Origin of the sequence: Sphingomonas sp. CFBP 13714 (genome assembly GCF_014842205.1) — a bacterium.
Taxonomy (GTDB): Bacteria; Pseudomonadota; Alphaproteobacteria; order Sphingomonadales; family Sphingomonadaceae; genus Sphingomonas; species Sphingomonas aerolata.
Window position 1 is genome coordinate 438239 of record NZ_JACYVG010000002.1, and the last position, 13228, is coordinate 451466.

16 protein-coding genes and 1 tRNA gene are annotated in these 13228 nt (G+C 70.0%); all 17 read left to right on the forward strand.

Translation table 11 applies throughout. The annotated features are described in order from the left end of the window. Positions 1-119 precede the first annotated feature (119 nt). The 17 genes from gspF (at position 120) to IFT54_RS06540 (ending at position 13156) form a co-directional block, all read left to right on the forward strand. Positions 120-1346 (forward strand): type II secretion system inner membrane protein GspF, encoded by a 1227-nt coding sequence (gspF, locus tag IFT54_RS06460; protein WP_037532279.1) that lies wholly within the window; start codon positions 120-122, stop codon positions 1344-1346. A gap of 8 nt (positions 1347-1354) precedes the next feature. Then, on the forward strand, positions 1355-1795 hold the full coding sequence (gene gspG / locus IFT54_RS06465) for a type II secretion system major pseudopilin GspG (protein ID WP_031395041.1): 441 nt from the start codon (positions 1355-1357) through the stop codon (positions 1793-1795). Continuing rightward, positions 1770-2252, forward strand: coding sequence for a GspH/FimT family pseudopilin (locus IFT54_RS06470; RefSeq protein WP_183935286.1), 483 nt, complete (start codon positions 1770-1772; stop codon positions 2250-2252). The genes gspG and IFT54_RS06470 overlap by 26 nt, the downstream gene beginning before the upstream one ends. 19 nt (positions 2253-2271) lie before the next feature. Continuing rightward, complete coding sequence (gene gspI, locus IFT54_RS06475) at positions 2272-2694, forward strand: type II secretion system minor pseudopilin GspI (RefSeq protein ID WP_244648629.1); 423 nt, start codon at positions 2272-2274, stop codon at positions 2692-2694. Positions 2695-2969: 275 nt separating this feature from the next. Continuing rightward, positions 2970-3638: a type II secretion system minor pseudopilin GspJ gene (gene gspJ / locus IFT54_RS20695; protein WP_342354774.1), complete on the forward strand. Its 669-nt coding sequence runs from the start codon at positions 2970-2972 to the stop codon at positions 3636-3638. Then, a complete protein-coding gene (gspK, locus tag IFT54_RS06485) occupies positions 3625-4605 on the forward strand; it encodes a type II secretion system minor pseudopilin GspK (RefSeq protein WP_037532276.1) in 981 nt (326 codons plus the stop codon). Before gspJ ends, gspK begins: the two co-directional genes overlap by 14 nt. Continuing rightward, positions 4602-5723 (forward strand): type II secretion system protein GspL, encoded by a 1122-nt coding sequence (gene gspL / locus IFT54_RS06490; RefSeq protein ID WP_183935289.1) that lies wholly within the window; start codon positions 4602-4604, stop codon positions 5721-5723. Before gspK ends, gspL begins: the two co-directional genes overlap by 4 nt. After that, complete coding sequence (gene gspM / locus IFT54_RS06495; RefSeq protein WP_037532937.1) at positions 5720-6196, forward strand: type II secretion system protein GspM; 477 nt, start codon at positions 5720-5722, stop codon at positions 6194-6196. The genes gspL and gspM overlap by 4 nt, the downstream gene beginning before the upstream one ends. Continuing rightward, complete coding sequence (gene gspN / locus IFT54_RS06500; protein WP_192070004.1) at positions 6193-6957, forward strand: type II secretion system protein N; 765 nt, start codon at positions 6193-6195, stop codon at positions 6955-6957. Before gspM ends, gspN begins: the two co-directional genes overlap by 4 nt. A 74-nt stretch (positions 6958-7031) precedes the next feature. Continuing rightward, a tRNA-His gene (locus IFT54_RS06505) sits at positions 7032-7108 on the forward strand. A gap of 105 nt (positions 7109-7213) precedes the next feature. Next, a complete protein-coding gene (locus IFT54_RS06510) occupies positions 7214-8263 on the forward strand; it encodes a Leu/Phe/Val dehydrogenase (RefSeq protein ID WP_192007233.1) in 1050 nt (349 codons plus the stop codon). Between the two features lie 106 nt (positions 8264-8369). Continuing rightward, complete coding sequence (gene ccmC, locus IFT54_RS06515; protein ID WP_031440724.1) at positions 8370-9095, forward strand: heme ABC transporter permease CcmC; 726 nt, start codon at positions 8370-8372, stop codon at positions 9093-9095. 111 nt (positions 9096-9206) lie between these two features. Beyond that, positions 9207-9653, forward strand: coding sequence for a cytochrome c maturation protein CcmE (ccmE, locus tag IFT54_RS06520; RefSeq protein WP_107932389.1), 447 nt, complete (start codon positions 9207-9209; stop codon positions 9651-9653). Beyond that, positions 9650-11563 (forward strand): heme lyase CcmF/NrfE family subunit, encoded by a 1914-nt coding sequence (locus IFT54_RS06525; RefSeq protein WP_192070005.1) that lies wholly within the window; start codon positions 9650-9652, stop codon positions 11561-11563. Before ccmE ends, IFT54_RS06525 begins: the two co-directional genes overlap by 4 nt. Then, positions 11560-12087, forward strand: coding sequence for a redoxin family protein (locus IFT54_RS06530; RefSeq protein WP_031440727.1), 528 nt, complete (start codon positions 11560-11562; stop codon positions 12085-12087). The genes IFT54_RS06525 and IFT54_RS06530 overlap by 4 nt, the downstream gene beginning before the upstream one ends. Continuing rightward, positions 12084-12518, forward strand: coding sequence for a cytochrome c-type biogenesis protein (locus IFT54_RS06535; RefSeq protein WP_192070006.1), 435 nt, complete (start codon positions 12084-12086; stop codon positions 12516-12518). The genes IFT54_RS06530 and IFT54_RS06535 overlap by 4 nt, the downstream gene beginning before the upstream one ends. Beyond that, a complete protein-coding gene (locus tag IFT54_RS06540; protein ID WP_342354775.1) occupies positions 12479-13156 on the forward strand; it encodes a tetratricopeptide repeat protein in 678 nt (225 codons plus the stop codon). Before IFT54_RS06535 ends, IFT54_RS06540 begins: the two co-directional genes overlap by 40 nt. Positions 13157-13228: the final 72 nt, after the last annotated feature.

Below are 13228 nucleotides of genomic sequence, written 5' to 3' on the forward strand. Positions count from 1 at the left end.
GCTCCTCTGGCCTTCCGTTCGTTTCGAGCGCAGTCGAGAAACTCCTGTCCGCGCGCGCGGTGACGGTTTCTCGACCTCGCTCGTAACGAACGGGATAATGCGGCACCCGGGCAACCCGCATGGCTGATTTCGACTATGTCGCGATCGACACCAAGGGCGCCGAGCGCCGCGGCCATATCGCCGCGGCGGACATCGACCTCGCGCGCGCAACGCTCGACGCGCGCAAATTCTACGTCGTCAAGATCAGCCCGGGCGCGCCGCCCCAGGCGACCAAGGGACGGCCGCTGTTCGGGTTGCAGCTCGGCAAGCCCAAGATGTCGGGCAAGAACCTGACCTTGTTCACGCGCCAGCTCGCCACGCTCAACCGCGTGTCGCCGCTCGAGGAATCGCTGCGCACGATCACGCGCCAGACCGAACAGGACAGCGTCCGCGCGATCGTCCAGCACGTCCATGCGGGCGTCGTCGAGGGCCGGCGGCTGGCGGATGCGATGGCGCGCGAGCCCAAGAGTTTTCCGCCGCTCTACCGCGCGATGGTCGCGGCGGGCGAGAGTTCGGGGTCGCTGCCGACGATCCTCGACCGGCTCGCGGCTTTGCTCGAACGCCAGGCGGAGATCCGCGGCAAGCTGATCACCGCGCTCGCCTATCCGTCGATCCTTGCGCTCGTCGCGATGGGGGTGGTCACCGCGCTGATGATGTTCGTCGTGCCGCAGGTGGTCGAACAGTTCGACACGGTCGGGCAGGAGCTGCCGCTGCTGACGCGGATGGTGATGGCGTTCTCGGCGTTCCTCGTCGGATACTGGTGGGTGATCGCGCTGGTCCTGCTGCTGTCGGGGCTGATCCTGTGGCGCGCGCTGAAGGATCCGGGCTTCCGGCTCGCCTTCGACAGCTGGCTGCTCAGGATCCCGATGCTCGGGCGGCTGCTGCGCGACCTGCATGCGGCGCGGATGGCGCGGACGCTGGGGACGATGGTTGCGAGCCGCCTGCCGCTGCTCGACGGGCTCAACCTGACCGCGAGCACGATCCACAACCGTCGGCTGCGGCTCGCGTCGGACCAGATCGTCGACGCGATCCGCGGCGGCGGCAGCCTGTCCGCGGCGATGCGGCGCGCGGGCGTGTTCCCGCCGCTGCTGACCTATCTCGCCGCGTCGGGCGAGGCGGCGGGGCGGCTCGACGAGATGCTCGAACGCGCCGCCGACTATCTCGAGCGCGAATTCGACCGCTTCACCGCTACCGCTCTGTCGCTGCTCGAACCGCTGATCATCGTCGTGATGGGCGGCATCGTCGCGACGATCGTGCTATCCATCCTGCTCCCGATCCTCCAGCTCAACACGCTGGCAGGCCAATGAGGTTTTGTATGCGTCCGGAAGAGAAGAAGAAGCGTCGTGAAGCGGGCTTCACGCTCGTCGAGCTGATGGTGGTCATCGTCATCATCGGCCTGCTCGCAACGATCGTCGCGCTCAACGTGCTGCCCTCGGGCGATACCGCGCGGATCCAGAAGGCGAAGGCCGACATCGCGCAGATCGAGGGCGGGCTGGAGCTCTACAAGCTCCAGAACATGACCTTCCCCAACACGTCGCAGGGGCTGAACGCACTCGTCACCGCGCCCGCCGGGCTGACCGATCCGTCGCGCTACCAGCGTGGCGGCTATCTCAAGAAGCTGCCGAACGATCCCTGGGGTCGCCCGTATCTCTATGCCTCGCCGGGCACGCATGGCGAGGCCGACGTCTGGACCTTCGGCGCCGATGGCAAGGAAGGCGGCGAGGGGATCGATGCCGATATTGGCAGCTGGCAGTAGGTCCCGGCTTAGCGCCGAACACGGCTTCACGCTGGTCGAGCTGATGGTCGTGGTGACGATCATAGGGCTCGCATCGGCGGTGGCGGTCTTTGTGATGCCCGATCCGCGCGGCCGCGTGTTCGACGAGGCGACGCGGTTCGCGGCGCGGACGCGTGCGGCGCATGATTCGGCGATCGTCGAGGCACGCCCGGTCAGCGTCTGGATCACCGGCGGCGGCTATGGCTTCGACCAGCGGCTCGCGGGCGGCTGGACGCCGATCAGCGAGAAACCGATGCGCGTCGAACGCTGGAACGACGGCACGCGCGCGGTGATCGGCGACATGAGCGGCCGCGTCCGCGTGACCTTCGACCCGACCGGGCTGGTCGACCGGCCCGCCGTCGTGACGCTCAGCCGTGGCGGGGCGAACGCGACCGTGACGATCGACGCCGATGGCACCGTGCGCGCCGATGCGCGCTGATCCTCATACGTGCGCACCGATGCGCGGTGAATTGCCCTGCGCGGCGATGCGCGCCGAAACCGATCGCGGGTTCACGCTGATCGAAATCATGGTCGCGCTTGCGGTGTTCAGCCTCGCGGCGATGGCGCTCGTAAGGCTGGAGAGTGCGACGATCCGCGGCGCGTCGATCCTCGACGACACGCTGGTCGCGCAGATGGTGGCGCGCAACGTAGCGATAGACGCGGTGACTCAGGCGCAGCCGCCGACCGCCGGGACCGTGACCGGCGCCGAGACCAATGGCGGGCGCCGCTGGGCCTGGACGCGCTCGGTGCGCGCGATGGGCGGCTCGTCCGTCTTGCGGATCGACGTGGCGGTCGCGGATCGCGGCGGCGCGGTGCTCGGCCGCCTCACGATGATCCGCCCCGCCCCGCGCCAGTCCGCGACGACGGTGACGACGTCATGACCGCGCGGTGCGCTGTTAGGCTCGGGGTCCCTGGTCGGGTCGGAGATGACGGGGTGGCCGGGCGCGCGAACTCTCTTACCGTCATCCCGGCGAACGCCGGGACCCAGGGTCGCGGGCGCGGCGGTGCTGGGCGCTGGGTCCCGGGTCAAGCCCGGGATGACGGGGTGGGTGGGGGCGTGATCTCTCTTGCCGTCATCCCGGCGAACGCCGGGACCCAGGGTTGCGGGCGCGGCGCTGCTGGGCGCTGGGTCCCGGGTCAAGCCCGGGATGACGGAGTGGGCAGGCGCTCCGCCGAGCACGGCTTCACCCCCGTGAGGCGTTCCGCCGAACACGGCTTCACACTGGTCGAGGTGATGGTCTCGCTGCTGATCTTCGGCATGATCGCGGCGGCGGGGGTGGCGATTTTGTCGTTCAGCGTGAAGGCGCAGAGTGCGACGGGGACGAAGCTCGACGATCTCGGCGCGCTGACGCGGACGATGTCGATCCTGTCCGCCGATCTCGGCCAGGCGGCGCTACGGGGCACGCGTGACGAATCCGGCGCCCCCTTGCCCGCCTTCGTCGGCGAGAGCGGATCGGACGTCGCGCCGATGCTCCGCCTCGTCCGCGGTGGCTGGACTAATATCGACGGCGCAGCCCGGTCGAGCACACAGAAGGTCGCGTACCGCGTCGCAGACGGCGCGCTGCAGCGGATCGCCTATCCGATGGTCGACGGCGCGCCGCCGCTGCCGCCCGCCGTGCTGCTGCCCAATGTCCGCCAGGTCCGGCTGCGCTACCGGCTCGGCGGCGCGTGGAGCGACCGCTGGGACGGCGTGCAGGGCGTGCCCTTGCCCGAGGCGATGGAGCTGCGCGTCCAGCGCACCGACGGCCTGGTCTATCGCCAGCTGTTCCTCGTCGGATCGGGCTATGCGCCGCCCGCGCGGGAGGTCCAGAATGAAGCCCCCTGAGCACGAACGCGGCGCCGCGCTGCTGACCGTCCTCATGCTCGTCGCGATCGTCGCGGTGATGGCGGGGGCGGCGCTCGAGAAGCTGCGGTTGTCGACGCGGCTCGCGGGCAATGCCGCGGCGGGCGAGCAGGCCCGCGCCTATGCGCTGGCCGCCGAGACGCTGGCGCTGACGCGGATCGACGCGATGCTGGGGCCCAATGTGAAACGCGTGACGTTGCAGGGCGACTGGAGCGGCAAGCCGTTCGGGATGCCGCTGCCCGGCGGCGGCTTTGCGACCGCGCGCGTGCGGGACGGAGGAAACTGCTTCAATCTCAACAGCCTGGTGAGCGGGCGCGCCGGCGCCTATGTCACCGACCCGCTGATGCGGCCGCAATTCGTCCGGTTGATGCGGCTGCTCGACATCCCCGCGCAGGTCGGTGAACAGATCGCCGCGGGCGCCGCCGACTGGATCGACAGCGATCAGGACCAGCAGGCGATGGGCGCGGAGGACGGCGCCTATCTGAACCGCGAGACGCCCTATCGCACCGCGGGCACGCTGATGACCGACCCGAGCGAACTCCGCGCGGTGGTCGGCATGACGCCGCAAATCTATGCGACGCTCAGGCCGTGGATCTGTACATTGCCGGTCGCGCAGGCCGCGCCGATCAACGTCAACACGCTGCTCCCCGAACAGGCGCCGATCCTGGCGATGCTGTTTCCCGACACGATGTCGATCGCGGGCGCGCGCCAGATGATCCTGCAACGCCCGCCGCAAGGGGTCGCGACCACTGACGTGTTCTTCAAGAGCGCGGCGCTGCAGGGCAATTCCAATGCGGATGGCGAACGGGGGACGGCAGTGGTGTCGAAATGGTTCACGCTCGATATCGACGTGACGGTGGGGACGACGGTTTTGCAGGAACAGGCACTGATGGACGCGACGACGCTTCCCGCGCGGCTCGTATCGCGGCAATGGGGCGAGCCATCATGACCACGCTCCTGTTCCTTCCCTCCGGCGTGACCGGCTTTCGCTGGATGCGGATCGCCGACCAGCGCATCGTCGCGCAGGGCGAGGGGATCCCGACCGCCGATGAGCGAAGTGACCTCGGCGCGGACACGGGCGTCATCGCGGTGGCGCCGGCGGAGGCGGTGACCTTGCACTGGGCCGAACTACCGTCGCGCAGCGCCGCGCAGGCGACCGCCGCCGCCCGGCTGCTCGCGGCAGAGGCGAGCGCGGCGCCGCTCGGTGAACTCCATGTCGCGGTCGGGGACGAGGGGCAGGGCGACCGGCCGATCGGCGTGGTCGGGATCGAGGCGATGCAGGGCTGGCTGCGGATGCTCGCGGCGGCCGGCGTCGATCCGGTCGCGATGCTCCCTGCGCCGATGCTGCTGCCGCGCCCGGACGAGGGCTATGTCCGCGCCGAGCTTGCCGGCGACCCCGTCGTGCGCGGGACGTCGACCGGATTTGCCGACGAACCGGGGCTGACCGCGCTGGTGACGGGCGACACGCCGCCCGTGGCCGTCGAGCCCGCCGCGCTCGAGGCGGCGCTGGCGGCGGCGGTTGCGACATGGCCGCTCGACCTGCGGCAGGGGATGTTCGCGCGGCGGCGGCGATTCGCGCTCGACTGGGCGCTGATCCGGCGGCTAGCGGTGCTGTCGGGGCTGATCCTCGCGGTGACGCTGGCGATCACGCTGGTCCGGATCGCGAAATACAGCTTCGGTGCGGACATGATCGAGGCGCAGACCGAACAGGTCGCCCGCTCCGGCCTGCCACGCGGCGAGACGGTGAACGATGCCGGGCGCCAGCTTGGCGAACGGCTGTCGCGCGTGCGCGGGCCGGGTCTGGGCTTCAGCACGACCACCGCCACGATCTTCGCCGTGGTCCAGGCGACGCCGGGCAGCGAGATCACCGCGCTCGACTTCCAGCCGAACGGGACCGTCCGACTGGGCGTCGCCGTCGAGCGCGAGGCGCTGGCGACCGATCTCAGGAGTGCGCTCGAGCGTGCCGGCTTTGCGGTTCAGGCGGGCGTCTTCCAGGCGGCGGCGGGGCGCGTGTCGGGCGAATTCACGATCACGGCGGGCCGTGCAGGCGGGAGCGAGGGCGCATGACCGGGTTGCGGCACTGGTTCGAGGGGCGATCGCTGCGCGAGAAGCGGCTGTTGCTGGTGATGGCGGCGCTCGCGGTGCTGACGCTGCTCTGGGGCGCGGTGATCCGGCCGGTCGGCGACGGTCTGTCGAGCGCGCGCGAACGCCATGCCAACGCCGTGACCCGGCTCGGCGAGACGCAGGCGATGGTCGCGCTGCTCCGCGACGCGCAGCGATCGCGGCCCACGCCGCTGACCGGATCGCTCGATGCGATCGTGCGGACCCAGGCGGACCTCGCGGGGTTCGCGATCACCAGCCTCGACCAGGAGGGCGCGGACCGGGTGCGGATCGTGATGCCGTCGGCGCGGCCGGGCGCGCTGACCGCATGGCTCGCGCGGCTCGAGCGCGCGGGCATCTTGGTCGACGCGCTGACCATGACCGACAAGGGTGACCGTACCGTGAGCGTGACGATGACGTTGAAGGCGCGCGCCGCATGAGCGACAGCGCACGCTTCGTGGGCGTCGGCGCACGCCGCGTCACGCGGATCCGGTTGCGGACCGGCCCGACCGCTATGTTCGGCGGCATGCTGCTGCTTGCGCTGATCGTGTTCCTGCCGATGCGCGCCGCGCTCGGCTGGGTCGGGATCGAGGATGCGGGGCTCGTTGCGCGCCGCGTGACGGGCACGATCTGGGGCGCGACGCTGACCGATGCGCGGTTCGGCGAGCTGTCGCTCGGCGACCTCCATGCCCGGCTCGCGCCCTTGCCGCTGTTGGCGGGTCGCGCGCGGATCGTGCTGGCCGGGCCCGAGACGGAGCCGCGGCCGCTGCGTGGGTCGGCAAGCGTCAGCCGTCACGGGTTCGGCGTCGACGATCTGACCGCGACGATCCCGACCGGCGCGGTGTTCGCGCCGGTGCCGGTCACCACGCTCGATCTCGACGGCGTGACCGTGCGGTTCGTCGACGGCCAGTGCGAGCGCGCCGAAGGGCGGGTACGCGCGACGCTGGGCGGCGAGGTCGCGGGGATCACGCTGCCGCAGTCGGTCAGCGGGACGCCCAAATGCGAAGGCGACGCGCTCATCGTGCCGCTCGCCAGCCAGGCGGGGACCGAGGGGATCACGCTGCGGATCGACGGCACGGGCCGCTACCGCGCGGTGCTGACGCTGCAACCGACCGACCCGATCGTCCAGCAGCGGCTCGAATCGATCGGCTTCGTGCGCGGGGCGGGCGGCTATAGCCAGGCGATCGAAGGCAGTTTTTGACGACATTCGACGCCGCGCATGATCGCGGCGCTTGACGGACCCGAACAGCCCGCTTAGGGGCACGGGCCTTCGCGGCGATCGTAGTTCAATTGGTTAGAGCGTCGGCTTGTGATGCCGGATGTTGCGGGTTCAAGTCCCGTCGGTCGCCCCATTATTTTCCCAACTGCTTGGCCTTGCGCCGCTTTGTGCTGGTAAAACCGGCCGGAAAATAATATTTCAGGTTTAAGCAATTTTCTTCTTCCTGATGGAGCCGGCGATGACAGCGGTTTGGGACCTTCCCGATTTCGACGACCATGAGGGCGTTCACGTCTTCACCGATCCGGTTTCGGGTCTTCGCGCCGTCATCGCGCTGCATTCGACCAAGCTCGGGCCCGCGGCCGGCGGCACGCGCTTCTGGCATTATGCGGACAATGGCCGCGCGGTGACCGACGCGCTGCGCCTGTCGCGCGGCATGAGCTTCAAGAACGCGATGGCCGGGCTCGAGCTCGGCGGCGGCAAGGGCGTCGTCCTCGCGGCCAAGCCCGGCGACGTGATCACCACCGAACAGCTCGAGGCGTTCGGCCGCGCGGTCGAATCGCTCGGCGGCCGCTATGTGACCGCCGAAGACGTCGGCATGTCCGAAGAGCGCATGAAGGTGATCGCGACCCAGACGCGCTACGTCTCGGGCCTGCCGGTCGCGAGCGGTGCGGCGGGCGGCGATCCGGGGCCGTACACGGCACTCGGCATCTATCTGGGCGTCAAGGCGGCGGCGCAGCGCGGGCTCGGCGCGACCGACATGAAGGGCGTGCGCGTCGCGATTCAGGGCGTCGGCTCGGTCGGCGGCGGGCTCGCCCGGCTGCTCGCCAAGGACGGCGCGGTGCTGACGCTCGCGGACGTCGACGAGGGCCGCGCGCAGGCGCTGGCGGGTGAACTCGGCGCGACCGCAGTCCCCGCCGAGGCGATCCTGACGACCGACACCGACATCTTCAGCCCGAACGCGCTGGGCGCGATCCTGACCGAAATGTCGATCGCCGCGCTCAAGGCAAAGGTCGTCGCGGGCGGCGCGAACAACCAGCTCAGCGTCCGCGAGGACGGCGCGCGACTGCACGCACGCGGCATCCTCTATGCGCCGGATTACGTGATCAACGCGGGCGGCATCATCAATGTCGGGCTCGAATATCTCGGCCAGGGCGACGAAGCCGAAGTGAAGGCGCGGATCGCACGCATCCCCGAGCGGCTGATCCAGGTCTGGGACGAGAGCGACCGCAGCGGCGAACCGTCGTCCGACGTCGCCGATTCGATCGCAAAGCGCCTGATCGGCCGTTAAGTCCGTCCCCCTTTCGCGGGGACGGTGATACGGCGGCCCGCTCCCTCTCCCCACGTGGGGAGAGGGGCTTTAAGTCCGTCACGACTTGCCATAGTGGTAACACCCAGTGGCCACCCTGCACGCCCTTGCCAATCCCGCGCGCTTCCTGAAGATCGCCAGGCCGCTGACGCCTGCGCTGTTCTGGGCGGGCGTCGCGCTGATTGCGCTGGGCTGCTGGGCGGGCCTGACGCAGACCCCGCCCGACTATCTGCAGGGCGAGACGGTGCGGATCCTCTACATTCATGTCCCCGCCGCCTGGCTCGGCATGGGCGGCTGGAGCGGGATCGCGATCTCCAGCATCATGCTGCTCGTCTGGCGTCACCCGCTGGCCGGTATCGCCGCGCGCGCGATCGCGCTGCCCGGCGCGGTGTTCGCGGCTTTGTGCCTGATGACCGGCTCGATCTGGGGGCGGCCGACCTGGGGGACGTGGTGGCAATGGGACGGGCGGCTGACCTCGATGCTGCTGCTGTTCTTCGTCTATCTCGGCTATATGGCGCTGGCGAAGGCGGATGCGGATCGCGGCGGCGACGGGCGCGTGCCCGCGCTCTACGGCGTCGCCGGATCGGTGCTGCTGCCGATCATCCGCTATTCGGTGATCTGGTGGAACACGCTGCACCAGGGGCCGAGCATCGGGCTGACCAAGTCGACGATCGACGGCGCGATCCTCTGGCCGCTGCCGATCATGCTCGCGGGCTTCACCTTCGTCTTTGCGGGAATCGTGCTGATGCGGATGCGGACCCTGCTCGCCACCGCCAAGGCCGAGGCGCGCATGCGTCGGATGGCCAGAGCGTGAAGGTGCGCGCATGACCGCCTGGCCGTTCGTGATTGCCGCCTATGCCGTGACGCTGGGCGGCGGCGCCCTCGTCGCACTGCTCAGTTATCTCGCAATGCGGAAGGCGGAGCGATGAAGGCCAAGCATCAGCGGCTCACCCTCGCGCTGCTCGCGCTCGGCGCGGTCGTCGTCGCGGGGCTGCTCGCCCTGTCCGCGCTGAAGGACCAGGCGTCGTTCTTCTATGCACCGTCCGACGTGAAGCGCGACGGGTTGCCGCTCGGGCGCGCGGTCCGGCTTGGCGGCATGGTCGCGGACGGGTCGGTCAAGCGCGCCGCGGACGGCGTCACCGTCCACTTCACCGTCACGGACGGTGCCGCGACGACCCCGGTGGTCTTCGCCGGGATCGTCCCGAACCTGTTCCGCGAGAAATCGGGGGTCGTCGCCGAGGGGCAGTTCCAGGCGGACGGCCGGTTTGTCGCGTCCAACCTGCTCGCCAAGCATGACGAGAAATACATGCCCCCCGAAATGGCGGGCAAGATGCACGAGACCAAGACGCTCGCACCGGACCGCGGTTCATGATCGCCGAAGCCGGACTCGCGGCGCTCTGGCTCGCCGGCGCGCTGGCGGCGCTGCAACTCGCGATGGCGGTGATCGGGATCGCGCGCGGCCGCGACGACGTTGCCGCGGCGGTGCGGCCGGTGGCGATCGTCCAGGGCGTGCTCGCCGCGCTGGCGATGGCGCTGCTGATCAACCTGTTCCTCAACTCGGACATGTCGGTGAAGCTGGTCGTCGAGAACAGCCATTCGGCTAAGCCGTGGCTCTACAAGTTCGCCGGCGCCTGGGGCAATCACGAGGGGTCGATGCTCCTCTGGGTGACGATCCTGGGGCTGGCAGGCGGCGCGGTCGCGATCTTCGAACGTACGCTTCCCGAACGCACCCTGGTCGCGACGCTCGGCGCGCAGGCGACGATCGCGCTCGGCTTCTATGCGTTCCTGCTCTTCTCCTCCAACCCGTTCGCGCGGCTGACCCCGGCGGCGCCCGACGGACTGGGTCTCAACCCGCTGCTCCAGGACCCGGGCTTGGCGTTTCACCCGCCGACGCTCTACACCGGCTATGTCGGGCTTTCGGTCGCCTTCTCGTTCGCGGTCGGTGCGCTCGTCACGCGCCACGTCGGGCCGGGCTTCGCCAGGGCGATGCGCCCCTGGGTGCTGATCGCGTGGATCTTCCTCACGCTCGGGATCACCGCGGGCAGCTATTGGGCCTATTATGAGCTCGGCTGGGGCGGCTGGTGGTTCTGGGATCCGGTCGAGAATGCGTCGCTGATGCCGTGGCTCGCGGCGACCGCGCTGCTCCATTCGGTGACGGTGCTGGCGACGCGCGACGGCCTGCGCGCCTGGACGATCATGCTCGCGGTGGTCGCCTTCTCGATGTCGATGATCGGCACGTTCCTGGTGCGCTCGGGCATCCTGACCAGCGTCCACGCCTTTGCGGTCGATCCGGAGCGCGGCGCGTTCATCCTCGCGTTGCTCGCCATCTATATCGGCGGCGCGCTCGCGCTGTTCGCCGCGCGGATCGGTACCGTGCGCGCAGGCACGACCTTCGATCCGGTCAGCCGCGAGGGCGGGCTGGTCGCGAACAACCTGCTGCTGTCGGTGATCCTCGGCATCGTCCTGATCGGCACGCTCTACCCGATCGTCGCGGCGAGCTTCGGCGTGCAGCTGTCGGTGGGCCCGCCCTTCTTCAACAAGGCCGCAGGACCGATCGCGCTATTGCTGGTCGCGGTGATGGCGGTCGGGCCGCTGCTGCGCTGGCGCCGCGACGAGGCGAGGGCGGTCGTCGGCCGCGTCGCGCTGCCGATCGCGGCCACCGTGGTGGCGGCGGTCGCGCTGCTGTTCGTCTGGCCGGGCGTGCTGCCCTGGGCAGGGCTCAGCCTCGCCGCAGGCCTCGCGGTGGCGAGCGTTGCGCCCCTCTGGAAGCGCAATCTCCGGCGCACGCCGATGTTCACCTATGGCATGGTCCTCGCGCATCTCGGCATCGCGGTCAGCCTGGCCGGCATGGCGTCAGACAGCGCGTTCACCAAGGAAACGCTGGTCGCGGTGCGCGCAGGCGAGGCGGCGCGCGTGGGGCCCTACAGCGTCACGCTCGACGGGATCTCGCCGGTGATCGGTGAGAACTGGTCCGCGCTCGAGGCGCAGCTGACCGCGACGCGCGGCGATGACAGCACGCGGCTAAAACCGCAGCTCCGTTTCTTCGCCAATCCGCCGACCAGCACGAACGAATCGGCGATCCTGACCGCGCTCGACGGCCAGCTCTATACCGTGCTCGGCCAGCCCGACGGGCAGGGGCGGTGGCAGCTGCGGCTGTGGTGGAAGCCGTTCGTGACGCTGATCTGGTTCGGCGGCGTGCTGATCGCGCTGGGCGGCGCGCTGTCGCTGGTCGGGCGGCTGCGTCGCGAACGGCGCAGCGCGGTCCGGGCGGCCTGGGCATGAAGCGTTTCGCGCTCTGGGCGCCGCTGGCGATCTTCGCCTTGCTGTTCGCGGTGGTCGCGAGCGGGCTGTTCCGGCCGGCGGACAAGGTCGTGCGCTCGGCGATGGTCGGCAAGCCGCTGCCCGATTTCGCGCTGCCCGCGATGGTGCCGGGCAAGCCGGGCCTGACCAGCGCCTCGTTCAAGGGCGGTCAGCCGCGGCTGCTCAACGTGTTCGCCAGCTGGTGCGTGCCCTGCATCGCCGAGGCCCCGCACCTGATGCGGCTGAAGACGATGGGCATCCCGATCGACGCGATCGCGATCCGCGACACCACGCCCGCGATCGCCGGTTTCCTGCGTCGCAACGGCGATCCCTATGCGCGGATCGGCAGCGACACCGCAAGCCGGGTCCAGCTCGCGCTCGGCTCGTCGGGCGTGCCCGAAACCTTCGTGGTCGACGGCCGCGGGATCGTCGTGAAACAGATCATCGGCGACATCCGCGAGGACAATATCGGCGAGATCGTCCAGGCCGTTAGGGAAGCGCGATGAGCGGGCGGTCAAGCCTTGCGCTGGCGGCAGTCGCGACGGTCGCAGCGCTGCTGTTTTCCGCCGCGCCCGCCGCCGCGCAGCCCGTTACGCCGCCTGCGCATTACGCCAATGTCCAGCTCGCCGACCCCGCCAAGGAGGCCTCCGCCAAGGCCCTGATGGAGACGCTGCGCTGCCTCGTCTGCCAAGGCCAGTCCATCGCCGACAGCGATGCGGACATGGCCGCCGACATGCGCGCGCTGGTCCGCGAACGGATCGCACGCGGCGAGACGCCCGCCTCGGTCCGCGACTGGCTGGTGTCGCGCTATGGCGACTATGTGACCTATGACCCGCCGCTGTCGGGGCTGACTTGGCCGCTGTGGCTGGCGCCGATCGCGCTGCTGGCGATCGGCGCGTGGATCGCACGGTCGAGTTTCCGCCGGAGGACGCGCTGATGGGCTGGCTCTGGCTAGGGATCATCGCGGTCGGGGCGTTCGCGCTGCTGGCGGTGCTGAGGGTCGACCGGCTGCTCTGGTCGATGGTCGCCGCCGCGCTGATGCTCGGTGCGGCGGGCTATGCGCTGCAGGGCGAGCCCGAGCTTGCCGGGCATCCGGTCGTGACGGGCACGACGATCACGCCCGATGACGGGTCGATGATCGAGCTGCGCGACAAGATGCTCGAACGCTATACCGGTGCCGCCGCCTATCTGGTCGCGGCGGATGCGATGACGCGGATCGGCGAGCGCCGCGCCGCCGTGAAGGTCCTGCTCGGTGGGATCCGCGTCGCGCCGAAAAGCCTCGTCCTGTGGACTGGGCTCGCCAATGCGCTGGCGGCGCATGACGGCGATCAGGTCTCGCCGCCGGCGCTGTTCGCGTTCCAGCAGGCGATGCGGATCGCACCGCGCCACCCGGCGCCGCCCTTCTTCCTTGGCCTCGCCTATGTCCGATCGGGCAATTTCGCGGCGGGACGACCTTATTGGGCACGCGCGCTCGCGCTGACCCCGAAAAGCGTGTCCTACCATGACGAGATCGCGGTGCGCCTCGCGCTGCTCGATCAGGTCATGGCAACACAGGACGCCGCACCGGCGAGCTGATCACCGACGCAAAACGGGACCCGGATCGTCCGGCGCGATGCCGGGGATCCTGGGTCCCGTTCCGTGCCGTAG